This is a genomic window from Hyphomonadaceae bacterium ML37 (assembly GCA_027627685.1).
GTDB lineage: Bacteria > Pseudomonadota > Alphaproteobacteria > Caulobacterales > Maricaulaceae > Oceanicaulis.
In genome coordinates this window covers 997423-1020547 of the sequence record CP091241.1, presented here as the reverse complement: position 1 = coordinate 1020547, position 23125 = coordinate 997423, and the positions used below count along the sequence as shown (strand labels likewise).

The window sequence follows — 23125 nt, the reverse complement described above, 5'->3', positions numbered from 1 at the left end:
GACGCGGTCCTTTGTAAGTCCGGCGCCGTCAGCTGCGCCGCGCCGCCCCGGCCCGGATCGCGTCGCCGGCCGTTTCCACCGGGTGAGCGGCGGCCGCGTTGCGCCGCGCCATAAGCGCTTTTCGCCCGTTCTCATAGTCCGCGACCCAGCGCTGCGCAAATGCGCCGGATGTCACGTCCTCCACAATGGCCTGAAACACCGGACGGACCGCTTCGCGGATGGCGCCCTCCACCTCGTGCGCGCCGAACTCGGCAGTGTCGGAGATGGCTTCATACATGCCCGCCATGCCCCGCTCATGGATCAGATCGGCGATGTATTTGATCTCGTGAACGGTGTCGATATACGCCATTTCCGGGCTGATGCCGGCGTGTATCAATGTTTCAAACCCCTCGCGGGCCAGCGCGCACACGCCGCCCACCAGCACGGCCTGCTCGCCCAGAATGTCGGCCAGCGCCTCCTCGCGGAAGCTGGTTTCGCGGATGCCCGCCCGTCCGCACCCGAGGCCCGCGAGATAGGCTTTCGCCAAATCTCCGGCGCCGCCGCTGGCGTCCTGGTGCACGGCCCAGAATCCCAACAGCCCGCCGCCGCGCTGGAACGCTGACCGCACCGCCCCGCCCGGCCCCTTGGCGGCGGCCAGCACCACATCGCCATCCGGCGCTGGATCGATCAGCCCGTAATCGATGGAAAAGCCATGACACAGGATCAGCGCCTGACCCGGCTGGCGGTGCGGCGCGATGTGCTCGCGCCAGATCTCGCCGTGAGCCTCGTCGGCGGCCAGCAAGGAGACAATGTCGGCGCGCCGGGCCGCCTCAGCCAGGCTCACCACTTCAAACCCGTCGCCTTCAGCCCGCGCCCGGTTGGGCGATCCCTCGCGCAGCGCGACCAGAATGTCCTGCATGCCCGTGTCGCGCAGATTGAGCGCATGGGAGCGGCCATGATTGCCATAGCCGATGATCGCCAGCGTGCGCCCGTCCAGCGGCGCGCGATCAATATCGGCTTCGTAAAGGACGTCAGTCATGATGGCGTGCTTTCAAAATGGGCGTCCAGAATGGCCTCAAGCTCGGCGCAGGCGCCTTTCGGGTCAAGGCTGGTCATGCGCGCCCAATCGGGATGCTGGTTGGAAAACCAGGTGAATTGGCGCTTGGCGTAGCGGCGGCTGTCGCGCTTGGCGGTTTCGACCGCCTCCTGAAGGGTGATGCGCCCGGCTAGATGATCCAGCAAAGGCGGCAGGCCTACCGCCTTCATGGCTGGCAAGTCCGGCGCGAGCGCACGTCCGGCGATCATGCGCGCTTCATCCAGCGCGCCGCCTTCGATCATCACATCAAAGCGCGCCTCGATTCGGGCGTAGAGCGCAGCCCGGTCCGGCAGGATCGCCACGCCCAGTGCGCTCGCCGGATCGATCAGCGGCCGGGTATCGGCCTGCAGCTGCGACAAAGACCGCCCGCACGCGCGCGCCACGGCGATCAGGCGCATCAGCCGCTGGCGGTCGCCCGCCTCGACGCGCGCCGCGCCCACCGGGTCAAGCCGCTCGGCTTCAGTGCGCAACGCCTCGACGCCGCCGCTGGCGTAGAGAGCGTCAATTTCGGCCTGGATTTCAGTGGGGATGTCCGGCGCCGGCGCCAACCCGTCCAGCAGCGCCTTGAAATAGAGCCCCGTGCCACCCGCCAGCACGATGCGCCGTCCGCGGCTGCGAACGTCATCAATGAGGTCCACCGCCAGACGCGTCCAGCGCCCGACAGAGCAGCGCTCGCCCGGATCAATCATCCCGAACAGGTGATGCGGGACATCGCCCGTGTCGTCCGCCCCGGGCCGCGCGGTGAGTATGCGCAGGCCGTCATACACCTGAAGGGAGTCGGCGTTGATGATCTCCGCGTCCAGGCGCCGCGCGGCGTGGATCGCCAGCGCCGACTTGCCCGACGCGGTCGGGCCGCCAAGGAGCAATATGTCCCGGCGAAGGCTCACCCGCGCAGGGTCTGGAGCAGGTACTGGCCCTGCCGGTTCAGCGTGACCAGAACCGGCCCGCTGGCGCGCGCGGCCTCGGCGGTCTCGCGCGCCTGGGTCAGGCTCTCCACCCGCGTCCAGGCGATCTCTTCAAGCACATCGCCGACCCGCACCTTGCCCGCGGCATCGCTGGCGGCGTCCACGGCGGTGACCACCAGCCCTTCCGCGTCGGGATGCACGCGGTACTGCCGGCGCAGCGCATCGGTCAGCGGCGCAAGAGTCAGGCCGAACAGGCTGGCGCTGGCGGGCTCGGCCGGCGCGGTCTCCCCCCCATTGCGCACGCCGGGGCGCGTGGACGGCGCCCTCTCGCGCAGGCGGGCGATCTCGACATCCAGCGTCAGGGATTCGCCGCGCCGGAACACTTCCAGCCGGACGCGTGCGCCGGGCTCGGTCTCGGCGACGATGCGCGTCAGACGGCGGTCATCGGCGACCGCGCGTCCGGCGATGGCCAGAATGACATCACCGGGCTGCAGGCCGCTGGAGGCGGCGGGGCCCTCGGGATCGATCCTCGTCACCACCGCGCCGCGCGCCGATGACAGACCCATGGCGCGCGCCATGTCCGGCGTCACGGGCTGGACGTTCACGCCCAGCCAGCCCCGGCGCGTTTCACCATATTCAATGAGCTGGGCGATGACCGGCTGGGCCACCGCGCTGGGCACCGAGAAGGAAATCCCGACGCTGGCGCCCGTTGGCGAGAAAATCGCCGTGTTCACGCCGATGACGTCGCCATCCAGATTGAACAGCGGCCCGCCCGAATTGCCACGATTGATGGACACGTCACTTTGCAGATAGTCGTCATACTGGCCACCGATATCGCGCCCGCGTGCGCTGATCACGCCCACAGTGAGCGAACCGCCGAGGCCAAACGGATTGCCGATGGCCACCACCCAGTCGCCGACACGCGCCGCATCGCTATCGCCAAATTCGACATGGGGCAACACTTCGCCGGCGTCCACGCGCAACACCGCCAGGTCCGTGGCCGGGTCACGCCCGATCACCTCGGCCGGCAGCACGCGCCCGTCCTGCAGCACCACCTCGACGGCGTCGGCTTCCTCGATGACGTGGTTGTTGGTGATGACCAGGCCTTCACCGTCAATGATGAAGCCGGACCCCAGAGAGCGGGCCATGCGCGGCCCCTCGCCCAGCATGTCGTTGAAACGCTCCAGCGGCGAGCCGGGCGGAAACACGGGCAGGCCATCCGCCGCGCCGACCCGCTGGGCCGTGGCGATATTCACAACGGCGGGGCTGAGGCGGTCGTTCAGGTTAGCAAAGCCTTCGGAAGGCTGGCCAAAGGCCGCGCCGGGGGCCGCGAGGAGCAGGGTGATGCTGGCGGCGAAAAAAACGTAAGGGCGCATGGGGCGGCTCCGGCGGCGAGGTCTACAAAGACTTAACGCGCCATGGCGCCTCGCGCCAAGAGGACGTGTGCGCGCGCTTTACGCCGTCCCGGTCACAAGCGCGACAATCCCCACCCCGAACGCGACCGCCGCCAGTCCGGCCAGCCGCAGGTGCGACGGGTCGGTCATGGCGGCCGCTGCGGCAATCCGCTTCATGGCGCCGGGAGCGGCGGCGTAGCACACGCCTTCAATGACGCACGCCACGCCCAGCCCGATCAGCACCCATTCCAGCATCAGCGCGGCGACGGAGCCGTGCCGCGCTCACTGCGGAAATAGCGGAAGAACTCCGAGTCGGCGGGCACGATGATCGGCGTTCCGGCCCGCATGGCCGTCTCGTAAGCGATCATGGTGCGGTAGAAGTCGGCGAACTCGGGATCCTGGCCATAGGCGCCGGCGAAGATGCGGTTGCGTTCGCCATCGCCTTCACCGCGGATGCGCTCGGAATCCGCACGGGCATTGGCCAGAATGACCTCCACCTGGCGGTCGGCGTCAGCGCGCACTTCGCGTGAGCGCTGCTCACCCTCGGCGCGGATCTGCGCCGCTTCCTGCTGGCGTTCGGCGCGCATGCGTTCGAACACCTGAGTGGCGATCTGCTGGGGCAGATCGGCCCGCTTGATGCGCGCATCAATGACTTCAATCCCGAGGTCCTGGTTGAGCGCTTGGGTCTCGACCGCGACGCGGATGCGTTCCATCAGCTCGGCGCGCTGTCCGGAGATGATTTCGTTGGACGGCATGGAGGCGACGACGCCGCGCACCGAGTCGTCCATAATCGCCTGCAGGCGCTGGCGCAGGCCGCGCTCGTCGCGCACCGTCTGGAACACGCGCAGCGGATTGACCACCCGGTAGCGCAGGAAGGCGTCCACGACGATCCGCTCCTGGTCCGACGCCAGGATTTCAGCCGGATTGGTGTCGAACTCGAGATTACGCTTGTCGAACATCGTGACCGTGGTCACGAACGGCGTGCGGAAGTGCAGCCCGGCTTCGCTCGGGCGCGGGTTCTGCGGATCGACAATGGCGTTGACTACGCCGACCGGCTCACCGAACCGCAACACCAGCGCCTGTTGACGCTCGGTGACCACGTAGAGCGAGTTCATCAGGACGATGACACCGACGACGACCAAAGCAAGGATGAGATAGATGATCGTACGCATGGCTTACTGGCCTCCCGTGCGGCCGCGCGACTGGGTCGCGCTGTTCTGGGGGGCCGCACCCCGGTTCTGTCCGAGTCTGTCGAGCGGCAGGTAAGGCACCGCGCCGCCATCCTGTTCCAGGATCATCAGGTCGGACCGTCCCAGCACCTGCTCCATGGTTTCGAGATACATCCGGCGGCGCGTCACGTCCGGCGCCAGCTGGTACTCGGCGTAAATGGAGTTGAAGCGGTCAGCCAGACCCGCCGCCTCGGCGATCACGCGCTCGCGATAACCGCGTGCCTGCTCGTCGATGCGTGACGCTTCACCGCGCGCTTCGGGAATGACGGTATTGGCGTAGGCGCGCGCTTCCAGCTCAAGCCGGGTGCGGTCCTGACGCGCCGCGTCCACGTCACGGAAGGCGTCGATGACCGTGGCCGGCGGGGTCGCCTCCTGAAGCTGGACTTCCAGCACCTGGATGCCCGCCGAATAGTTGTCGAGCGCGGTCTGTAGGATGTCACGCGCGCGGCGGCCCACTTCGGCGCGGGCCTGGGTGATAATCGGCTGCAGATCGTTGGTGCCGACCACTTCGCGCATGGCGCTCTCGGCCACGGCTTTCACCGTGGCTTCGGGATCGCGCACATTGAACAGGAAGTCGCGTACGCCCTCGCCATCGGGCCGGGTCAGATCGACGCGCCACTGCACCGTGAAGGTGATGTCGACGATATTCTCGTCGCGCGTCAGCATCAGGCTTTCCTGCGGCGTGGTTCCGACGCGGATCTCACGCACGGTCGTGACCGACTCCAGCTCCACGGTTTCCACCGGATACGGCAGTTTCAGACGCAGGCCGGGATCTTCGATGCGCTGGTACTCGCCAAAGCGCAGGATGGCGCCGTTCTGATCAGCGCCGACGAAATAGTAGAAATTGCCGGGAACTGCGACCCAGACGAAGACCGCCGCTACGATGACCAGACCGGCGAGCCCGCCGCCGCCACCGCCGCGCCCGCCAAACAGGCCGCCGAGCCATGCCTGGAATTTGCGCACGGCGTCTTCCAGATCCGGTTCCTGACCGCCGGGGCCGCGGCGCGGACCCTTCGGTCCGCTGCCCCAGGGATTATTGTTCTTGCCGCCGCCGCCGCCGGACGATCCCCACGGACCGCCGCCGCCTGCATTATTATTCCAGGGCATAGTGTTTCCCGTCTCCTGGCGTGAAACCCGTGCGCCGCCGCAAAGCGTGCGCTGTCCGTGCAGTATCTGAACGCTGAACGCCCAAGGTTCAAGGGAAACCGGACATGTGACACGCACCGGTGCGCAGTGAGGCCGGGCTCACACCCGCTCCAGCACCCGCGCTGTAAAGGCGGCGTCATCGCCCTCGCCCCGCGCTACGTGCTCGGCGGAGACCTCGCGCCACACCGCCGGGTCCAGCTCGGGAAAGCGCGAATCGCCTTCCGGCTCCAGCTCAACTTCAGTGAGATAGATGCGCGCGGCCCGGTCCAGCACAGCGGCGTAAATCTGCGCGCCGCCAATGATGCAGATTTCCGGTGCGCCCTCGGCCAGGGCGGCGGCCTCAGCCGCCTCCAGCGCGGCGTCCAGATCGCGGCAGACCAGCACGCCCGGCGCATCGGCCAGCGTGCGGCTCACGACTATATTGACCCGGCCGGGCAACGGCTTGCGCGGCAGGCTGTCCCAGGTCTTGCGCCCCATCACCACCGGCTTGCCCAGCGTGACCTGCTTGAAGCGCTTCAAATCCGACGAAATCCGCCACGGAAGATCGCCATCCCGGCCAATGACGCCATTGCGCGCGACAGCGACGACGAGGGCGATGGGGAAATCAGTCATCGGGTTTGTTCGCATTCAGCTTCAGTGAAGCAGCAGACATTGAGCGCATAGTTCCACGCGCCGCCGCCGTCGAGGCAGCGATCAATCGCAAGGAAACGCGCCACACCCGGCCATGCCAGGATCGCCGTCGCCGCCAGCGCGAATATCGCGGCCAGCATGAAGGCGCGCAGGGCCGCACCCTTCCTCATGCCGCCGCCCCTCACACCGCCACCGGCGCCTTGATGGGCGGATGCGGGTCATAGCCTTCCAGCGTGATGTGCTCGTACTCAAACGCGAACAGATCGGTGATCGCAGGGTCGAGATTCAGGCGAGGCGCCGGGCGGGGGCCGCGGGAGAGCTGCTCGCGCACCTGGTCCCTATGGTTGGCGTAGATGTGGGCGTCGCCGAAGGTGTGAATGTATTCGCCCGGCTCATATCCCGTCGCCTGCGCCACCATGCACAGCAAGAGCGCGTAGCTGGCGATATTGAACGGCACGCCCAGGAACATGTCGGCGCTGCGCTGGTAGAGCTGCAGGTGCAGGCGTCCGCCCAGCACCTTGAACTGGAACAGGGTGTGGCAGGGCGGCAGGGCCATGGAGGGCACGTCCGCCGGGTTCCAGGCTGACAGGATCAGCCGGCGGCTGTCCGGCGTGGTGCGGATGGCATCGAGCAGATCTGCCAGCTGATCGATCTCGCGCCCGTCCGGGCCGGTCCAGCGCCGCCACTGCTTGCCATAGACAGGGCCGAGCTCGCCGTCGGCATCGGCCCACTCATTCCAGATCGATACGCCACGCTCTTGCAGCCAGCGCACATTGGTCATCCCCTTGATGAACCAGAGCAGCTCCACGGCCACGGACTTGAAATGCACCTTCTTGGTGGTCAGCAGCGGAAAGCCGTCGGCCAGATCACAGCGGATCTGGCGGCCGAACACCGCGCGCGTGCCGGTGCCGGTGCGGTCAGTCTGGTCGTGGCCGGTCTCGATGATCTCGCGCAGGAGGTCGAGATAGGCGCGCTCGGCCGGGAAGCCTGAATCGGCGCTGGACGTATCGGCGTGAAGGGGGGCAGTCGCCATGAATCGCTCCGCTCGTCTCGAGGCGCTATTTCGGCCCGATTCGGCGCCATAGCGCGTGTCCTGACAAGAGCGCCGCTGATCACCGGCGTGGAAAAACGCATAGCGCGCCGGGCGGCGGTCAGATTCCGCTCGACAGACAGAACCGGCTGAGCAATAGTCACCGGACCGGAACAAATGGAGTACAACAATGATTGGCTACGTAACGCTCGGCAGCCGTGACGTCCAGAAGGCCGCGCCGTTCTATGACGCTCTGGCGAATGAACTGGGCACGCCGCGCATGATGGAAAGCGACAGCTTTATCGCCTGGGGCAAGCCGGATGGACCGGCGGGGATCGGCCTGACCTTGCCGTTCAACGGCGAGCCCGCCAGCGTCGGCAATGGCGTGATGGTGGCGCTGGCCGCACGCGACACCGACCAGGTGCGCCGCTTGTACGAGATCGCGCTGGCGCACGGCGGCAAATGCGAAGGCCCTCCGGGCCCGCGCGGCGAAGGCTTCTATGCCGCCTATTTCCGCGATCCTGACGGCAACAAGCTCAACGCATTCGTGATGGGCTGAGGCCGTAGGCCAGCTGGCGGCGGGAGGTGATCTCCTCCTCGCCGCCAGCCGTCCCCGCCTGTTGTGTGCGCGTTACTGCTGACCCATCAGCTGGCGGCGCAGCGCGTTGCAGTGGCGACGTTCCGGCCACAAATCGGCCTCCCTCGGAAGGAAATAACCTTACGCGCTATAGCTGCACTGCAAACGCGCCTGTCGGTTGCACGGCGACGAACGCCGTTTCAGTATGCGCTTTCAGGTTTGAGCCCCGAGCCAATGGAAATTTGACCCGTCATGCGATTTGAAGGCACAGCGTCCTATGTGGCCACAGACGAGCTGGCCGCCGCGGTCAATGCCGCGATCATTCTGGAGCGCCCGCTTCTGGTGAAGGGTGAGCCGGGCACGGGCAAGACCGAGCTGGCGCGTCAGGTGGCGGATTCCCTCGGGGCGCCGCTGCTGGAATGGCACATCAAATCCACCACCAAGGCCCATCAGGGCCTGTATGAATATGACGCGGTGGCGCGCCTGCGCGATTCCCAGCTGGGCGATGACCGGGTCCACGACGTCAGCAACTACATCCGCAAGGGCAAGCTGTGGGAGGCGTTCACCGCGCCCGAGCGCCCGGTCCTGCTGATCGACGAGATCGACAAGGCCGACATCGAATTTCCCAACGATCTCCTCCAGGAGCTCGACCGGATGGAATTCAATGTTTACGAGACCGGGCAGACCATCCGCGCCGAGCGCCGCCCCGTGGTGATCATCACCTCCAACAACGAAAAGGAGCTGCCGGACGCCTTCCTGCGCCGGTGCTTCTTCCACTTCATCGCTTTTCCTGACGAGGAAACGATGGAGCAGATCGTCAAGGTGCACTTCCCCAATCTGAAGGGCCGGCTCCTGTCGGACGCCCTGACCAAATTCTTCGAAATGCGCACTGTGCCGGGGCTCAAGAAAAAGCCGTCCACGTCGGAACTGCTGGACTGGCTGAAACTCCTCCTGGCCGAGGATGTGGACCCGGCGGTTTTGCGCGAGCGTGATCCGCGCAAGCTGATCCCGCCCATGCATGGCGCGCTTTTGAAGAACGAGCAGGATGTGCAGCTGTTCGAGCGCCTGGCCTTCATGGCCCGCCGCGACGGCGGATAGACGGGTCGCCGCGCCATGTTCCACCGCTTCTTCACCGAGCTGCGTGCGGCGAAAATCCCGGTCTCCACCCGGGAATACCTGACCCTGCTTGAAGCCCTGCACAAGGGCGCCATCAACGCTGATCTCGACAGTTTCTACGCCGTCAGCCGGGCCGCACTGGTCAAGGACGAGCGTCATTTCGACAAGTTCGACAAGGTGTTCGCCCACGTCTTTGAAGGCATTGAGGCGCTGGGCGATCTGTTCAAGGGCGATGAAGTCCCCGAAGACTGGCTGCGCGCCGAGCTGATGCGCCATCTGTCCGACGAGGACAAGGCCGCCATCGAGGCGATGGATTTCGACGCCCTGATGGAGACGCTGCAGCAGCGCCTCAAAGAGCAATCGGAACGCCACGAAGGCGGCAGTAAATGGATCGGCACGGGCGGGACCAGCCCCTATGGCCATTCCGGCTGGAACCCGGCCGGCGTGCGCATTGGTGGCCAGTCGCGCAACAAGCAGGCGATCAAGGTCTGGGAGCATCGCCGGTTCAAGGATCTTGATTCAGATCGCGAGCTGGGCACGCGCAATCTGAAGGTCGCGCTGCGCCGCCTGCGCCGCTTCGCCCGGGACGGCGCCGCTGAGGAGCTTGATCTTAACGCCACGATCAGCGCCACCGCGCGCCAGGGCCATCTGGATGTGAAAATGCGCCCCGAACGGCGCAACGCCATCAAGGTGCTGGTCTTCTTCGATGTGGGCGGGTCCATGGACCCGTATATCGACCTGACGGAGCGGCTGTTCTCGGCGGCGCGTTCGGTGTTCAAAAATCTCGAATATTTCTACTTCCACAACTGCCCTTACGAGGCGGTGTGGCGCTCCAACCAGCGCCGCCGCGTGGAAGTCATTCCCGTCTGGGACGTGCTCCACAAGTATCCTGGCGACTACAAGATCGTGTTCGTCGGCGACGCAGCCATGGCGCCCAGCGAGATCACCCATCCCGGCGGCTCGGTGGAGCACTGGAATGAGGAGGCCGGCGGCGTTTGGCTGCGCCGGATACTGGAGACCTACCCCCATGCCGTCTGGCTCAATCCTACGCCGGAAAGCTGGTGGGCGCATACCTATTCAGTTCAGCTGGTGCGCGAGATCATCGGCCCCCAGCGCATGTTCCCGCTCACCCTGGACGGGGTGGACCGGGCCATGAAGGCGCTGGCGCGTTGAGCCCGCAGCCCTGCGGCGCCGCGCCCGCTTGGGCGGCGCGCATCGCCGTCCTATAAGTTTCGCATTATGACTCGCTCCACGCCCCTGCCCCCCGGACTGGACCTTGAGGATCTGGCCGCGCGCACCGCGCCGCAGGCCTGCGAGGACATGTCCGGTGTGCGCGATGGCGTGGACCGGCTGGACCGGGCACTGGTCGCCCTGATCGCCGAGCGCACCCGCTACATGGCTGCCGCCGCGCGCATCAAACCGCACCGCGACGCCGTGCGTGATGAAGCCCGTATCGAAGATGTGGTGGAAAAGGTCTGCCACGCGGCGGCCCGGGCCGGACTGCCCGTGACGCTGGCCGAGCCGGTCTGGCGTGAACTGGTAGAGCAGTCCATCGCCTACGAGCTGGATACCTTTGATCGTACGCGCGGCTGAGCCGGCCGAGCCCGGGCTCAGCCGCGTTCTCAGGCCCCGCGCGCATGCCTCATGGCGTCGCGCACAGCCTTGGCCGCTGTCCTGACGGCTTCCAGCGCGCCCGCATCATGAGGCCGCGTCTCCGCGGCGGCGCACGCCTCGCCCAGCTGCATCGCCCCGACGCCGCGCGCCGCGCCTTTGAGCGTATGGGCCGCATCGCGCCAGGCCTGAGCATCGCCGGGCGCGGCCTGAGCCATGCGCTGCGTGCACGCCTCGATCTGACCCTCCAGCAGGGCGAACAATTCGGCCTCCAGCGCCGCATCCCCGCCGCTATACATGGCCAGATGGGCGCGATCGAGCACCGTCAGGCCACCTCGCTCGCCTTCACTCACTCCTGCGCCTCCAATATATCGATCAGCGCCGCCACGGCGGCCTGAAGCTGGGCGTCCTCGCCGCGCGCGGCTTCCGCGGGCGGGTTGTCGATGAGGATATCGGGCTGCAGCTCCTGATTCTCCACCGGCCGGTCATCGGGGTCGAGCACCGGCAGCTGGGGAATGCCGAACACCAGATCGCCGGTCATCAGCGTCTCCCACCACACCGCCGTGCCCGTACCCGGCACCGGCATGCCCACCAGCGGCCCGACGCCGAACAGCTGGTAGACATAGGGGAACATGTGGGCGTTGGAGTAATTGCCCTCGTTCATGACCACGGCGCTGGGGCGCGACCAGCGCTCCTCGGGCGCACCGCGAATGATCCTGTCTCGGGCCCGCAGCCGGAAATAATCCTCGCCCGTGAGCAGGGTGAGCAGATCATCGTGCAGCCAGCCGCCGCCATTGAAGCGGGTGTCGATGACCACCGCCTCGCGATGGAAATTGCGGCCCAGCAGCTCGCCATAGACCTGGCGGTAGCCCGTATCGTTCATGGAGCGGATATGGGCGTAGCCGATGCGACCGCCCGAGGCCTCCTCCACGATGGCGCGCCGCCGCTCGATCCAGCGGTCATAGCGCGCCTGACCCTCCTGACCCTGGCTGTAGGGGCGTACGGTCAGCTCGCGCGCGCGTCCGCCGCGTGCAGGCTCGATCGTGATGCGGATTCGCTGACCGGCCCGCCGGTTGAGCAGGCTGAACGGGTTGACGCCGGCCTCCAGCGTCGTCCCGGCGATGGCGGTGATGCGTGCGCCGGGCCGGATGTCGAACCCGTCCCGGTCCAGCGGCCCGCCGGGCAGGACTTCAGCGATCACCAGTCCGGGGACGTCAGCCGAGAGATCATAGATCACGCCCAGCGAGGCTGTGGAATCGTTCACATTACCGGTGTCCTGCGGGCGGTAGCGCATGCCGGTATGACTGGCATTGAGCTGGCCCAGCATTTCCGACATCAGCAGTGCGAAATCGCGGCTGGTGGAGACCCCGGCGAGCTTGGGCTCATACGCCGCGCGCATGGCCGGCCAGTCGACGCCGTGGAAGTCAGGATCGTAGAATTTGTCTTGTACCTGGCGCCAGACATGCTCGAACAGATGGGCGCGCTCGGAATCGGCGCGCAGGCTCACCTCGGCGGTGATGGCCACCGGCGTCACCGTGCCGCCCGGCAGGGTGACCTTGCGCAGATTGCCGTCGACCAGAAGGAAGGCGGTGGAATCGTCAGCCAGCTGCAGGCTGGCGCTGCGGGCATTGAGCTGGGCGATGCGCTTGGTTTCGCCCTTGTGCAGATCGTGCATCCACAGATCAAACCCGCCCTCGAACCGGGCGAGATAATACAGCGCCGACAAATCGGAATTGAGCCGCGCATCGGCCAGTTCCGACGAATGGATGGTCAGGCGCCGGGTGCGCTGCTCCACGGCGTCCAGATCGAGCTGGGCGGGACCCTCCAGCGCCGCGCCGATCCAATTGAAGAAGTCAGCCAGGGCGCCATCGCGCTCGCCGGCCTCGTCGTCCTCCTCCATCTCCTCGGCCAGGGCGCGTTCCTGTTCGGTGAGATTGAACCGGTCCCAGGCCGACTGGGTCAGGAACCCGGCCATCACGTCCTGCTGGGCGCCCCAGCTGCCGTGGCTGCGCGGACCATAACGGTTGGACACCCAGACAATGGCGCCGCCGCCCTCATGCCATTGCGGGGCGTAGTCGCCATAGCCGGTCAGGGTGATGTCGCGTGGCGGCGCGGACCCGTCCGCCGGCGCCACGCCGATATTGGCGTAGAAGAAATTGCCCGGCGTGAAGCTCGACGCGATCCAGCGCGAATCCGGCGACCACGAGAACTGCAGATCGCCATCCGAGTAGGAATAATTGAGCTCAGGCCCGAACACGGTGCGCCGGTTGCGGCCCTGACGGGTCACGACGCTGATGGCGTCGCGGTTATCGATGAAGGCGATCAGCTCGCCGTTCGGGCTGTAGGCCGGCTGGAAGGCTTCGCCGCCGGGCTGGCTGTAGACCAGGCGCTCGCGCCAGGCGGTGGCGGCGGAGAAGCGCGGCTCGGACGTATCGGTCAGGCTGGTCTCGTAAATCGCCCAGGCGCCGTCGCGGTTCGAAGCGTAGAGCACCGAGCGGCCATCGGGCGAGAAGCTCACCGAGCGCTCCTGCTCGGGGCTGTTGGTCAGGCGCACCGTGGTGGAGAAATCAGCCGCCGTGACGAACACCTCGCCGCGCGCCACGAACGCCAGCTCCTGGCCATCGGGCGACACCGCAAACTCGCTGATCCGGCCCGCCACCGGGAAGGGACGCGGCGCATCGCGCAGGGGCGGCGCCGACAGGCGGATATCAAGCCTTTGCGGCGCGTCACCCCGGCGCACCCGGTAGATATCGCCGTGCCAGGTGTAGACCGCCAGCCCGTCGCCGCTGACCGACAGATCGCGCGCCGGATGCGGCGTGTGATCGGTCAGCGGCGTGCGCGCGCCGGTCTCAAGATCGAGATGGTGGACATTGAACGCCCCGCCATCGATTTCCGACAACAGCAAAAGCGATCCGTCATCGGCCCAGGCCGGGGCGTGATCGCCGCCCGGATTGACGGAGACATTCTCGTGCGCGCCCGTCGCCACATCGAACACCCACACATCGCGGGCGAAGGAGGACACGTCACGCTGGCGTTCCGTGCTCTCATAGGCGCGCTCCTGGCGGTAGGCGATTCGCGTTCCGTCCGGGCTCCAGCGCGCCTCATTGGCGGGCACGGTGGACACCATGCGCGGCGCGCCGCCGCTGATGGCGATCTCATACAATTCAGGCAGAGCGCCGGTCGGAAAATAGCTCGACTGCACAGACGCGCCGCGCGCCGAGCTGAACAGAACGCGCTGACCATCGGGGGAGAAGTCCGACGGGCGGTCATCGGCTGAATGATAGGTCAGGCGCGACACCTGCGACCCGTCAGCGCGCATGGCGAAAATGTCGAGATTGCCGAACCGGTCATTGGCGAACGCGATCATGGACCCGTCCGGCGACCAGACCGGATGGCCGCTCCACCCTTCCCCGGTGGTGATGGGCGAAGCCGTCCCGCCCTCGGCGCTGACGCGCCAGAGCTGTCCGTGCGCGGAGAAGACGATCTGGGTCCCGTCCGGAGCCACCGCCGCGTGACGCAGCCAATGCTCCGTCACATCGGCCAGCGCCGCCCCTGTCCAGATCAACGCCGCTGCAAGCCCCGCCAGAATCGCGCGCATCATATTCTCCCCGTAAATTCAGGACGTCACGCTGGCATGACCACGGCAGACGGGCAAGCGCCATGCTTGACGCCGAGGTGCGGCGCGGGTCAATTGCGGCCATGACAGACGCTCAGGACTTCCAATCCCGCATCGGCGCCACCCGGCATTCGGACTGGTTCCTTGTGGACCAGACCCAGGTCAACGGGTTTGCCGACATCACGCTCGATCACCAGTTCATCCATGTGGACCCGGAACGGGCCAAGGCCGAGACCCCGTTCGGTGGCCCCATCGCCCACGGGTTTCTGACCCTTTCCATGCTCAGCCATTTCGCAGCCCAGTGCCTGCCCGCCTTCCCCGACAAGGCCATCGGCATCAATTACGGCTTCGACAAGGTGCGCTTTCTGAGCCCGGTGCCGGTGGGCGCGCGCATTCGCGGCAAGTTCACGCTGGCCTCCGCCGATCAGCGCAAGCCCGGACAGATCCAGCTCGCCCATGATGTGGAAGTGGAGATCGAGAATTTCCCCACCCCGGCTCTGGCTGCCCGCTGGCTGAGCCTCGTCGTCACCGGCTGACGCGCGCGGCGTCCACGGCCTCGCCGAACGCAAAAGCCCCGGACACCAGGTCCGGGGCTTTGTGATTCAGACTGGCCGCTTCAGATCAGCGGCGGCGGCGCGCGATGCGCTCGACTTCCGCCTGGACCTTCTCTTCCACGATGGCCGGAAGATTGTCGTCCAGCCACTTCTTGAGCATCGGGCGCATCATTTCGCGCACAATGCCTTCCAGGGTCTGACCCTGGTCGGACGACACACGCAGATTGTCCGACAGCGCCGCGAACATGCCCGCGGCCAGGCTGGCCGGCGCCGCGTCCAGGAGCGAGTCGTCGTCCGGCTCGGGCTGAGGCACCGGTTCCGGCTCGCGCGCGGGGCGCGCTGCGGCGACGGGCTCAGGGGCCGGCTCGGGCTCAGGTTCCGGCTCGGGTTCGTCTTCGCGATCAATGATCATGAGATCATCGGCGATGGCCATCGGCGCGGTGCCGCCGGACACGGCGTCGTCCTCGACGCGATCTGTCAGCTCCAGCACGTCGTCCTCTGCCATATCCACAGGCTCAGGTTCCGGCTCAGGCGCGGGTTCTGCAGCCGCTTGCGGCTCCGGAGCGGCCTCTTGCGCCGGCTTGGGCTCAGCATCTTCGTTGATGATGCGGCGAATGGAGGCGAGGATTTCCTCCATTGTCGGTTCCTGGTCGGCGCTTTCCTGAGCCATAACGATGTCCTTGCTCCGTCGAGGGGAAACGGTTGCGCCGAACTTAGGCGCTACCGCGCGTCCCTGTCCAGCATTCGGGACGCGTCAGAGCACCCTAATTCCAGGGGATTAAGCTGAAGTTAGGCCAACGCGACCGGCTGTCATCACCGATCGCGGTTTCGTCGTCGACCGGAAGCTCCAGATCGCGGGCGCTGAGCAGGCCGAGCGTCTGCAGCAAACCATAGCTCGCCACCGCCAGATCACGTTCGGCGCGCACCAGTTCAAGGCGCGAGTTGAGCAATTCCTGCTCGGCGTTGAGCACGTCCAGCGTCGTGCGAAGCCCGACAAAGGCCTCCTGCTCCACGCCTTCGAACGCGATCTCGTTGGCGCGCACCGCTTCGCGGCTCGATTCGATCACCGCCTGCGCGGCCAGATAGGTGTTCCAGGCATTGGACACCGCCTCGATGACCTGACGGCGCGTGGTCAGACCGGCGAGGCGCGCTTCGTCCGCCGAGGCCTGCGCCTCGCGCACGCGCGACCGGTTCAGGCCGCCGGTGAAGATCGGCACGCTGACGCGCGCCTGCACCGAGGCCGAGCCGCGCCCGTCACCGGAAAACGCCGAATCGCGGCTCTCATTGACCGAGGCGCTGAGCGACACTTCCGGCAGCAGCGCGCCGCGCGCCACGCGGATGCCTTCGCGGGCGGCCAGCTCGTTGAACTCCACCGCGCGCAGGTCAGGATTATTGTCCAGCGCCAGGTTCTGGGCGCCGTCCAGCGCCTCGGGCAGTCCGGCGCCCGGGCCGATCAGTTCCGGCTGCACCGGTTCAACTCCGGTGACGCGGGCATAGGCCGCGCGCGACGCCGCCAGCGCCGCCTGGGCGCCCGACAGCTGGGCGCGCGCGCCCGACAGGCGCGCTTCGGCCTGGGCGACATCGGTGCGGGTGATCTCGCCAACCTCGAACCGGTCGCGCGCCGCCCGCAGCTGTTCGCCCAGCACCTCCACGTTATTGGAGCGGATGGAGACGATTTGCTGGTCGCGCGTCACATTGGCGTGGGCCGACACAGCGTCGAACAGCACGTTCTGCTCCACCGCGCGCAGGCGTTCGCGTCCGGCTTCCAGGCGCGCTTCAGCCGCATTGATCGAGCCGCGGGTGCGGCCGCCGCGATAGAGCGGCTGGCTGAGCTGCGCGCCGACCGAGCTGGACCCGTCCCCGCCGCCGCCCGCACCGCCAATGCCGCCGGCCCCCCAGGTTTCGGATTCCGACAGCGTCCCGCTGGCTGAAAGGCTTGGCAGCAGCGCCGAACGGGCCTGGATCACGCCCTCGGCGCTCTGGCGCAGGCGCGCGCGCTCGGCCTGGAGCTGGGGATTGGTGCGGTAGGCCGCCGAGAGCGTCTCTTCGAGTGACTGGGACCAGCCAGAAGGCGCCGCGGCAGCCGCCAGTCCCGCCGCCAATGCAGCCGTGATCAGAAATTTCATGGCGCCCTCATGCCCTTCGAGCTTACCCGGTTCAGCGTTTATCTGGTCACATATAGCGCGAAAGCAAAAGTGAACAGCGTTCACTTCATTAAATTTTTGCGAGTGTGGCGCGCTGGCGCCTCCTCAGAATACGAATCCCGGCTGGGGTTCGAACCCGGGAAGGAAAGGCGGCGCAGAATCAAAGACGGCCCGATCGCCGATGGATCGGGCCGAACGGGTGAACACCTTGGCGCGTCCCACCTCGCCCGAGCGCAGGACCACCACCAGGCGTCCGCCCTCGGCCAGCTGGTCGAGCCAGGCGGCGGGCGCCTCGGCGACGGCGCCGTTGACGAAGATCACATTGAAGGGCCCCTGTCCGGGCATGCCTTCCGCCAGCGGGCCTTCCACGATGACAGCGTTGTCCGCCCCCGCCGCCGCCAGCCGGTCGCCCGCCTTGGCGGCCATGGCCGCATCGCTTTCCAGCCCGACCACCGTCTCGGCCAGGCGCGCCAGCACGGCGGTCGAGTAGCCGAGCCCGCAGGCGATATCGAGCACCACGTCAGTCGAGAGGATCTTCGCGGCCTGGGCCAGCTTGGCGAAATCGCGCGGGCTCAACATGGCGCGCCCGCCCGGCAGGGCGATCTGCGTGTCAGCGTAGGCGCGCCCCATCTGGGACTTGGGCACAAAGCGCTCGCGCGGCACGGCGGCCATGGCGTCCTGAAGGCGGATGTCCGTCACGTCGCTGGGACGCACCTGACTGTTGACCATGGCGAGGCGGGCCTGGGTGAAATCGGACACGGGGCGCGACCTTGTGGCTGGTCCGGCGGTGCGGACGAAACAGTGACCGCCGCGCTTATATCCCGCCCGCTTCCCAGGCGGCAAGGCGCGGGGCGATGCGCATGCAGTGCGCTGCAGTCAAGCGCGTTGCGGGGCGCGCCGCCCTTGGCTATGAAAGGGGTTCTGCTCAGGAGCGGCGCCATGGCGGAGTGGTGACGCAGAGGACTGCAAATCCTTGCACCCCGGTTCGATTCCGGGTGGCGCCTCCAGAGCCCCTCTCCCGAACCGGCAGGTTTTACTTCGCCGCCGCCGCGTTCGGGTGATCCAGCACCCCGGCCTCGATCAGGTGGGGGCGCAGCCGGCCGGTGAAGGCTAGGAACGTCATCCGGTAATCACTGATCAGCGACCAGAGCGGATGGTCGAACGTGGCCGGCTTGTTACGCTCGACAAACGCGTGGCTGACCCAGGCGAAGCCATACCCGAACACCGGAAACAGGATCAGCGCCCACCAGGTCTGGGTGACCAGCGCGAACACCAGCGCCGACGTGGCCAGCACCGTGCCGGCATAATGCAGGTAGCGCGTGGGGGTGAGCGCGTGCTCGCGCAGATAATAGGGCCAGAACCCGGCATAGGTGTCAGCGCGTCTGGCCATATGACTATCTCCCGGATCGAACGCGGCGGGGTCTGTGCCCGCCTGCTGTTTTCTCGAGGCTAGCATGACCGGGCGGCGGCGCGAAACGCCTTGGCGGATGATGCCCGGCGGCACCAGACAAGTTCCGGAATTTTCCGTTAACGTTAGGGCGGCGTTAACCGGTGATTCGGTATTTCTTTACGCGTCTTCCCTCGAAGACACCCCACCATCCACCCAATGCCTTTTCGGGAGCCCCATCGGCTCCCGATTTTTTTTGACCCGGTGTCCGGCAAGGGTGCAACGGGGCGCCGCGGGCGGCTTGCACGCTGTGCACGGCGTTGCTAAAGACCGTCCTCCGTCCCTGACGGCGCATTCCCCGGTAGCTCAGTGGTAGAGCAATCGACTGTTAATCGATCGGTCGCTGGTTCGAATCCGGCCCGGGGAGCCACTTCTTTTAGAGACATTATCGTGAGCGAAGGCGCGCCGCTGTGTTGCCGCCTCGCAGTGATCGCCGCGCCAGCCTCTCAGCGCGCCGGCGCCGCCGCCAGCACCGGCGCCACCTCGCCCGCCTCGATCTGCGCGGCCCACATGCTGGCATAGAGCCCGCCGCGGGCCAGCAGCTCGGCGTGGGTGCCCGTTTCGGCGATGCGTCCGGCGTCCAGGATGAACAGGCGGTCGGCGCGCGCAATGGTGGACAGGCGGTGGGCGACGGCCAGCGTGGTGCGGCCGCGCGCGGCCTCGGCGATGGCGGCCTGCACCTCGCCTTCGGTGCGCGAATCCAGCGCCGAGGTCGCCTCGTCCAGGATCAGGATGGGCGGGTCTTTCAGGATGGCGCGCGCCACGCCCACACGCTGCTTTTCGCCGCCGGAAAGTTTCAGCCCGCGCTCGCCCACCCGCGTGTCGAGGCCCAGCGGAAGGGCGTCGATGAAGTCCTTCAGCCGTGCGCGCGCCACCGCGTCCGCCAGCGCGGCGTCGTCTGCGTCGGGGCGGCCATAGAGAATGTTCTGGCGCAAAGTGGTGTTGAACAGCACCACGTCCTGCGGCACCAGGCCGAGCTGGCCGCGCAGGGACGACTGGGTGACGCCCGCAATGTCCTGCCCGTCAATCTCAATGCGGCCAGACGCCGGATCATAGAAGCGGAAGAGGAGGCGTAAAAGGGTGGACTTGCCCGCGCCCGAAGGCCCGGCGAAGCCGACAAACGCGCCAGGAGGAATCTCCAGATCGATATTGTCCACCGAGCGGTCGCGGCCATCGTGGGCGAAGCTGACATTGGAAAAACGCACCGCGCCGCCGGTCACTTTCAATGTGGATGCGCCGGGCTGGTCGGCGACTTCGGGCTTCAGGCGCAGCACCTGGAACAGGCGTTCGAGATCGACGCTGGCTTGTTTGATCTCGCGATAGGCCCAGCCCAGAATGTTCAGCGGCTGATAGACCTGCATCAGCATCAGCGTCAGCGCGGCGATATCGCCCACCTGCAGCTGGCCCTGCAGCGCCATCCAGGCGCCCAGCAGCGCCACGGCCAGCAGGCCGCCATTCATGATCGCGGCCTGGGCGGCGTTGAGCGCGGCCAGGCTCTGCTCGGACTTCACCGCAGCTTCGGCATACCGGCTCTTGGCCTCGTCAAAGCGCCCGGCCTCGCGGTCTTCGGCGGCGAAGGCTTTGACCGTTTCAAAATTCGTCAGCGTGTCCACCGCGCGGGCATTCACCTCGGTGTCGGCCTCATTCATCTGGCGGCGGATTTTCACGCGCCACTGCGTCATCTGGTATGTCACCAGGGCGTAGCCGGCCACCGCGGCCACGATGATCACCGAGAACTCCCAGCCATACAGAACGGCGGCGACGCTGGCGGCCAGCGCCAGCTCCACGATGGCCGGCAGGATGTTGAAGACCAGGAAGCGCAAAAGGAAATCAACGGCGTTGGCGCCGCGATCAATCACCCGGTTCACCGCCCCGGTGCGCTTGGTCTGGTGATAGGTCAGCGACAGCGCCTGCACATGCGCGAACCCCTGCACCGCCGTCAGGCGCTGGGCGTCATGGGAGACCGGCGAGAACAGCGCATCGCGCAGCTGCGGCGCGCCGGTGGCGGCGAAACGCAGCGCGCCATAGGCGATGATGAGTCCGGCCGCTGCCGCAAACGCGCCCGGGCCGGGTCCGCCCTCCTCACCCAATGCATCGGTGAGCGTATTGATCCCCTCGCCGAACGCCACGGGCGCAGCCACCGAGAAGCCTTTGGCGATGAGCGTGATCAGGAAGGCCAGGCCCATCCGCCAGCGCCAGCGCGCCATCTGGGGGCCGGAGAGAATGACAAATAGCCGCCCCACCGCCTCTGAGAGGCGGCCTTCGGGCGCGGGTCCATCAAGGGGATCGGTCTGGGCGGGCGGGGACATTGATCCCTAATTAGGGCGCAATGCCTCCCGGCGCCAGATACGAGCGGCGGCTATCTGCCGCCGGCGCCGTCGCTCCCGGGCGCGCGGAACACCTGTCCGGGATAAATCAGGTCGGGATCGCGGATCTGCTCGCGGTTGGCCTGATAGATCACCGTGTATTGCACCCCGTCGCCGTAGAGGCGGCGCGCAATGCGCCAGAGCGAGTTGCCAGGCTGCACCACGACCCGCCCGGCCTCGCGCGCGGCCAGCGCGTCTTCAGCGCTCGCCCGCTCGAACGGCAGGGCGATGACGGCGGTCACGCGCCCGTCGGCGTCGAGCTGATCGACCTGCAGATTATAGACGCCCGGCGCGAAGTCCCGCCCGGCCTGAACGGTCCAGCGGCCATTGGGTCCGGCGGTGGTCTGGCCGACCACCTGGCCGTCGGCGATCACGCGCACGGACGAACCCGGCTCGGCGCGGCCGGCGAAGATCACTGACCCGCTTTCGTCATAGTCGACGGTTTCCAGGCTCAGCGGCCCCATGGAGACGCCATCGAACGGGCTTTGCAGCACCCGGCTCGCCTCGCCCGGACGGCCAAGCACCACCAGCGGCGTGCGGTCGCGGCTTTCGGGGACAGAGACCACCACCACTTGATCAGACCGGATTTCCTGGCCATCGGGCGTGACCATGATCAGCGACAGCTCAACCGATCCGGCCGGCAGCGGGCGGTCCACGATCATCACCCATTCGCCCGCTGCATCGATCTCGACCGACGCAATTTCCTGATCCCCGGACATCAGCGCCACGCGTGATCCCGGCGCGCCGCGTCCGGCCAGCACCGCGGTGCCGCGCGGGTCCACCCGCACAATGTCAAAGCTGGGCGCAGTCAGGGCGACCGGAGCGGGCTGTGAAACGGCGGCGGCCGGATCCGGCGCGGCCGACGCAGGAGTTGGCGCCGGCGCCGGGCGCATCACGATGAAGGCCGCCGCCGCCGCAATCGCGGCGATGAAGAGAACCGTGCAGATGACAAAGGTGCGCGTGGCGGCCATGTGCCGACTCCTGGCAGGACGAAGGAAACTGACGACAAGCAAGGCTCGCGCCAGAGCGGCCCTGTTGCTAATGCTGGACCGCCGCCGCGCGCGTTTCAACGCGCGATTCATGACGTTTCATGACAGTGTGCAGGGGGATAAGGCGAAAATGCGGAGTATCTGCCTGTATTGCGGTTCAGGCGCAGGTCACGACCCGGCCTTCGCCGCCATGGCGCGCGAGACCGGTCAGGCCGTGGCCCGCGCAGGGCTGCGCCTGGTTTATGGCGGCGCGCAGACCGGGCTGATGGGCGAAGCGGCGCGCGCGGCGCTGGCCGGAGGCGGACCGGTTCTGGGCGTCATCCCCGAATTTCTGATCCCCTCGGAGGGCGCTCAGGAGGGCGTAGAGCTGCGCATTACAGCCACCCTGGCCTCACGCAAGGCGATGATGGCGGCCGAGGCGGATGCATTTCTGATCCTGCCGGGCGGCGCGGGCACGCTGGAAGAAGTCTTTGACATGATCGTTCAGCGCCAGAACGGGATGCATTTGAAGCCTGCGGCGTTTGTGGGGACCGGGTTCTGGGCGCCGCTGGAAGTGCTGCTGAACCATGTGGCCGCAAGCGGCTTCGCCGATGCGGGCTTGCTGGACGCGCTGAGCTTTCACCCGGATCCGGCGTCAGCCCTCGCCGCGCTGAACCCTCAATAGCGCTGGCGGCGCTCATATCGAACGCCGCCAGCACAGGGGCCTTGGCATATGGGTCGGGTCACGGCGACCTCCAGATCGTGACTGAAAGAGCGTTCAGCCCTACAGCCATTGCTCGGTCCGGCGGCAGATCAGGCGGCCATTGTGGTCGTACACCCGCAGATCGGCGCGGAAGCCGTACGCTTCGGCAGGCAGGGCGCCCGGCGCCGCGCGGCGATCGCCGGAGCTGGCGATGATGGTCGTGCCCGGCTGGGCGGCCCACGCATTGCGCCAGAAATTGGCCTGGTGCGGACGCAGTCCGGTGGCGCCGACAACGACGCGCGACAGATTGGTCGGCCAGTAGTTATAGGGCGAGAAATTGCCCGACTGGTCCACCAGCAGATCGCCATTGCCGCCGTCCTGACGCACGGTCAGCTCGAACGAGCCGGCCAGGCGCGGGGCTGCATAGGCCTGCAGCACGCCATGGGAGCGGCCGGTCCCGACTTCCAGCCAGCACGGATCGGCGGACTGGGCGCTGGCGCCGCCCGCCAGGGCCAGTGCTGATGCAGCGCCGGCGGCGAGCATCAGGGCGGATTTGAACTTGGATGCGGTCATGATCGATCTCCTTTGTGATCGAGAACCGGCGGGGCCGGGAC

Annotated in this window: 24 protein-coding genes, 2 tRNA genes and 1 pseudogene; 8 read left to right on the top strand and 19 right to left on the bottom strand. The window is 67.2% G+C overall.

Annotated elements, in window-relative coordinates:
• Positions 1 to 28: 28 nt before the first annotated feature.
• From ilvC to L2D01_05005, 9 genes are all read right to left on the bottom strand, one after another.
• Positions 29 to 1018, bottom strand: a complete 990-nt coding sequence (ilvC, locus tag L2D01_05045) for a ketol-acid reductoisomerase (GenBank protein WBQ11148.1) — start codon at positions 1016 to 1018, stop codon at positions 29 to 31.
• Positions 1015 to 1962, bottom strand: coding sequence for a tRNA (adenosine(37)-N6)-dimethylallyltransferase MiaA (gene miaA, locus L2D01_05040; protein WBQ11147.1), 948 nt, complete (start codon positions 1960 to 1962; stop codon positions 1015 to 1017). The genes ilvC and miaA overlap by 4 nt, the downstream gene beginning before the upstream one ends.
• Positions 1959 to 3356: a Do family serine endopeptidase gene (locus L2D01_05035; GenBank protein WBQ11146.1), complete on the bottom strand. Its 1398-nt coding sequence runs from the start codon at positions 3354 to 3356 to the stop codon at positions 1959 to 1961. Before L2D01_05035 ends, miaA begins: the two co-directional genes overlap by 4 nt.
• Before the next feature lie 78 nt (positions 3357 to 3434).
• Positions 3435 to 3629: a DUF2065 domain-containing protein gene (locus L2D01_05030; protein ID WBQ11145.1), complete on the bottom strand. Its 195-nt coding sequence runs from the start codon at positions 3627 to 3629 to the stop codon at positions 3435 to 3437.
• Entirely contained in the window at positions 3629 to 4546 is a 918-nt protein-coding gene (locus L2D01_05025; protein ID WBQ11144.1) for a protease modulator HflC, read from the bottom strand. The genes L2D01_05030 and L2D01_05025 overlap by 1 nt, the downstream gene beginning before the upstream one ends.
• A 3-nt stretch (positions 4547 to 4549) precedes the next feature.
• On the bottom strand, positions 4550 to 5710 hold the full coding sequence (gene hflK / locus L2D01_05020) for an FtsH protease activity modulator HflK (protein WBQ11143.1): 1161 nt from the start codon (positions 5708 to 5710) through the stop codon (positions 4550 to 4552).
• A gap of 138 nt (positions 5711 to 5848) precedes the next feature.
• Complete coding sequence (locus L2D01_05015) at positions 5849 to 6361, bottom strand: dihydrofolate reductase (GenBank protein WBQ11142.1); 513 nt, start codon at positions 6359 to 6361, stop codon at positions 5849 to 5851.
• A complete protein-coding gene (locus L2D01_05010; protein ID WBQ11141.1) occupies positions 6358 to 6549 on the bottom strand; it encodes a hypothetical protein in 192 nt (63 codons plus the stop codon). Before L2D01_05010 ends, L2D01_05015 begins: the two co-directional genes overlap by 4 nt.
• An 11-nt stretch (positions 6550 to 6560) precedes the next feature.
• Positions 6561 to 7412: a thymidylate synthase gene (locus tag L2D01_05005; protein WBQ11140.1), complete on the bottom strand. Its 852-nt coding sequence runs from the start codon at positions 7410 to 7412 to the stop codon at positions 6561 to 6563.
• Positions 7413 to 7599: 187 nt separating this feature from the next.
• Between L2D01_05005 and L2D01_05000 the strand changes: the two genes are divergently transcribed.
• The 4 genes from L2D01_05000 to L2D01_04985 all read left to right on the top strand — a co-directional run bounded on the left by L2D01_05000 (position 7600) and on the right by L2D01_04985 (position 10695).
• Positions 7600 to 7968, top strand: a complete 369-nt coding sequence (locus L2D01_05000) for a VOC family protein (GenBank protein ID WBQ11139.1) — start codon at positions 7600 to 7602, stop codon at positions 7966 to 7968.
• A 270-nt stretch (positions 7969 to 8238) separates the two neighbouring features.
• Entirely contained in the window at positions 8239 to 9084 is an 846-nt protein-coding gene (locus L2D01_04995) for a MoxR family ATPase (protein ID WBQ11138.1), read from the top strand.
• 15 nt (positions 9085 to 9099) lie between these two features.
• Positions 9100 to 10275 (top strand): VWA domain-containing protein, encoded by a 1176-nt coding sequence (locus tag L2D01_04990; protein WBQ11137.1) that lies wholly within the window; start codon positions 9100 to 9102, stop codon positions 10273 to 10275.
• A gap of 66 nt (positions 10276 to 10341) precedes the next feature.
• Positions 10342 to 10695, top strand: a complete 354-nt coding sequence (locus tag L2D01_04985; GenBank protein ID WBQ11136.1) for a chorismate mutase — start codon at positions 10342 to 10344, stop codon at positions 10693 to 10695.
• Between the two features lie 29 nt (positions 10696 to 10724).
• Here the strand turns inward: L2D01_04985 and L2D01_04980 are convergent, their stop codons facing one another.
• On the bottom strand, positions 10725 to 11066 hold the full coding sequence (locus L2D01_04980) for an Hpt domain-containing protein (GenBank protein WBQ11135.1): 342 nt from the start codon (positions 11064 to 11066) through the stop codon (positions 10725 to 10727).
• Positions 11063 to 14311, bottom strand: coding sequence for a S41 family peptidase (locus tag L2D01_04975; GenBank protein ID WBQ11134.1), 3249 nt, complete (start codon positions 14309 to 14311; stop codon positions 11063 to 11065). The genes L2D01_04980 and L2D01_04975 overlap by 4 nt, the downstream gene beginning before the upstream one ends.
• A gap of 62 nt (positions 14312 to 14373) precedes the next feature.
• Here L2D01_04975 and L2D01_04970 point away from each other — a divergent pair, with 62 nt between their 5' ends.
• Positions 14374 to 14865 carry a MaoC family dehydratase gene (locus L2D01_04970; GenBank protein WBQ11133.1) on the top strand — a complete coding sequence of 164 codons (492 nt, stop codon included), beginning with the start codon at positions 14374 to 14376 and terminating at the stop codon, positions 14863 to 14865.
• 85 nt (positions 14866 to 14950) lie between these two features.
• Here the strand turns inward: L2D01_04970 and L2D01_04965 are convergent, their stop codons facing one another.
• The 4 genes and pseudogenes from L2D01_04965 to L2D01_04950 form a co-directional block, all read right to left on the bottom strand.
• Entirely contained in the window at positions 14951 to 15130 is a 180-nt protein-coding gene (locus L2D01_04965; protein WBQ11619.1) for a DUF2497 domain-containing protein, read from the bottom strand.
• A gap of 327 nt (positions 15131 to 15457) precedes the next feature.
• Positions 15458 to 15553 (bottom strand): annotated as a pseudogene (locus L2D01_04960) (DUF2497 domain-containing protein).
• A gap of 94 nt (positions 15554 to 15647) precedes the next feature.
• On the bottom strand, positions 15648 to 17009 hold the full coding sequence (locus L2D01_04955) for a TolC family outer membrane protein (GenBank protein WBQ11132.1): 1362 nt from the start codon (positions 17007 to 17009) through the stop codon (positions 15648 to 15650).
• A gap of 123 nt (positions 17010 to 17132) precedes the next feature.
• Complete coding sequence (locus L2D01_04950; protein ID WBQ11131.1) at positions 17133 to 17786, bottom strand: protein-L-isoaspartate O-methyltransferase; 654 nt, start codon at positions 17784 to 17786, stop codon at positions 17133 to 17135.
• A gap of 174 nt (positions 17787 to 17960) precedes the next feature.
• On the opposite strand from L2D01_04950, the gene L2D01_04945 reads away from it, so the two are divergent.
• A tRNA-Cys gene (locus L2D01_04945) sits at positions 17961 to 18034 on the top strand.
• 26 nt (positions 18035 to 18060) lie between these two features.
• Here L2D01_04945 and L2D01_04940 read toward each other — a convergent pair.
• Complete coding sequence (locus L2D01_04940) at positions 18061 to 18417, bottom strand: DUF962 domain-containing protein (GenBank protein WBQ11130.1); 357 nt, start codon at positions 18415 to 18417, stop codon at positions 18061 to 18063.
• A 352-nt stretch (positions 18418 to 18769) separates the two neighbouring features.
• Between L2D01_04940 and L2D01_04935 the strand changes: the two genes are divergently transcribed.
• A tRNA-Asn gene (locus tag L2D01_04935) sits at positions 18770 to 18844 on the top strand.
• Positions 18845 to 18920: 76 nt separating this feature from the next.
• Here the strand turns inward: L2D01_04935 and L2D01_04930 are convergent.
• Both L2D01_04930 and L2D01_04925 read right to left on the bottom strand, forming a co-directional pair.
• Positions 18921 to 20783 (bottom strand): ABC transporter ATP-binding protein/permease, encoded by a 1863-nt coding sequence (locus tag L2D01_04930; protein WBQ11129.1) that lies wholly within the window; start codon positions 20781 to 20783, stop codon positions 18921 to 18923.
• A gap of 50 nt (positions 20784 to 20833) precedes the next feature.
• Positions 20834 to 21811, bottom strand: a complete 978-nt coding sequence (locus tag L2D01_04925) for an Ig-like domain-containing protein (GenBank protein ID WBQ11128.1) — start codon at positions 21809 to 21811, stop codon at positions 20834 to 20836.
• A 148-nt stretch (positions 21812 to 21959) separates the two neighbouring features.
• On the opposite strand from L2D01_04925, the gene L2D01_04920 reads away from it, so the two are divergent.
• On the top strand, positions 21960 to 22493 hold the full coding sequence (locus tag L2D01_04920; protein ID WBQ11127.1) for a TIGR00730 family Rossman fold protein: 534 nt from the start codon (positions 21960 to 21962) through the stop codon (positions 22491 to 22493).
• A 99-nt stretch (positions 22494 to 22592) separates the two neighbouring features.
• Here L2D01_04920 and L2D01_04915 read toward each other — a convergent pair whose 3' ends face one another.
• Complete coding sequence (locus L2D01_04915) at positions 22593 to 23084, bottom strand: hypothetical protein (GenBank protein ID WBQ11126.1); 492 nt, start codon at positions 23082 to 23084, stop codon at positions 22593 to 22595.
• Positions 23085 to 23125 lie beyond the last annotated feature (41 nt).

What these genes read in the sequence shown, in the direction of transcription:
- L2D01_05010 (WBQ11141.1), bottom strand. Translation starts at nt 6,549, where the DNA reads ATGAGGAAGGGTGCGGCCCTGCGCGCCTTCATGCTGGCCGCGATATTC.
- L2D01_04965 (WBQ11619.1), bottom strand. Translation starts at nt 15,130, where the DNA reads ATGTTCGCGGCGCTGTCGGACAATCTGCGTGTGTCGTCCGACCAGGGT.
- L2D01_05000 (WBQ11139.1), top strand. Translation starts at nt 7,600, where the DNA reads ATGATTGGCTACGTAACGCTCGGCAGCCGTGACGTCCAGAAGGCCGCG.
- L2D01_04975 (WBQ11134.1), bottom strand. Translation starts at nt 14,311, where the DNA reads ATGCGCGCGATTCTGGCGGGGCTTGCAGCGGCGTTGATCTGGACAGGG.
- L2D01_04940 (WBQ11130.1), bottom strand. Translation starts at nt 18,417, where the DNA reads ATGGCCAGACGCGCTGACACCTATGCCGGGTTCTGGCCCTATTATCTG.
- L2D01_04970 (WBQ11133.1), top strand. Translation starts at nt 14,374, where the DNA reads ATGCTTGACGCCGAGGTGCGGCGCGGGTCAATTGCGGCCATGACAGAC.
- L2D01_04955 (WBQ11132.1), bottom strand. Translation starts at nt 17,009, where the DNA reads ATGAAATTTCTGATCACGGCTGCATTGGCGGCGGGACTGGCGGCTGCC.
- L2D01_05035 (WBQ11146.1), bottom strand. Translation starts at nt 3,356, where the DNA reads ATGCGCCCTTACGTTTTTTTCGCCGCCAGCATCACCCTGCTCCTCGCG.
- ilvC (WBQ11148.1), bottom strand. Translation starts at nt 1,018, where the DNA reads ATGACTGACGTCCTTTACGAAGCCGATATTGATCGCGCGCCGCTGGAC.
- L2D01_04925 (WBQ11128.1), bottom strand. Translation starts at nt 21,811, where the DNA reads ATGGCCGCCACGCGCACCTTTGTCATCTGCACGGTTCTCTTCATCGCC.
- L2D01_04995 (WBQ11138.1), top strand. Translation starts at nt 8,239, where the DNA reads ATGCGATTTGAAGGCACAGCGTCCTATGTGGCCACAGACGAGCTGGCC.
- hflK (WBQ11143.1), bottom strand. Translation starts at nt 5,710, where the DNA reads ATGCCCTGGAATAATAATGCAGGCGGCGGCGGTCCGTGGGGATCGTCC.
- L2D01_04915 (WBQ11126.1), bottom strand. Translation starts at nt 23,084, where the DNA reads ATGACCGCATCCAAGTTCAAATCCGCCCTGATGCTCGCCGCCGGCGCT.
- L2D01_05015 (WBQ11142.1), bottom strand. Translation starts at nt 6,361, where the DNA reads ATGACTGATTTCCCCATCGCCCTCGTCGTCGCTGTCGCGCGCAATGGC.
- L2D01_04990 (WBQ11137.1), top strand. Translation starts at nt 9,100, where the DNA reads ATGTTCCACCGCTTCTTCACCGAGCTGCGTGCGGCGAAAATCCCGGTC.
- L2D01_05030 (WBQ11145.1), bottom strand. Translation starts at nt 3,629, where the DNA reads ATGCTGGAATGGGTGCTGATCGGGCTGGGCGTGGCGTGCGTCATTGAA.
- L2D01_04920 (WBQ11127.1), top strand. Translation starts at nt 21,960, where the DNA reads ATGCGGAGTATCTGCCTGTATTGCGGTTCAGGCGCAGGTCACGACCCG.
- L2D01_04930 (WBQ11129.1), bottom strand. Translation starts at nt 20,783, where the DNA reads ATGTCCCCGCCCGCCCAGACCGATCCCCTTGATGGACCCGCGCCCGAA.
- L2D01_04985 (WBQ11136.1), top strand. Translation starts at nt 10,342, where the DNA reads ATGACTCGCTCCACGCCCCTGCCCCCCGGACTGGACCTTGAGGATCTG.
- L2D01_05025 (WBQ11144.1), bottom strand. Translation starts at nt 4,546, where the DNA reads ATGCGTACGATCATCTATCTCATCCTTGCTTTGGTCGTCGTCGGTGTC.
- L2D01_05005 (WBQ11140.1), bottom strand. Translation starts at nt 7,412, where the DNA reads ATGGCGACTGCCCCCCTTCACGCCGATACGTCCAGCGCCGATTCAGGC.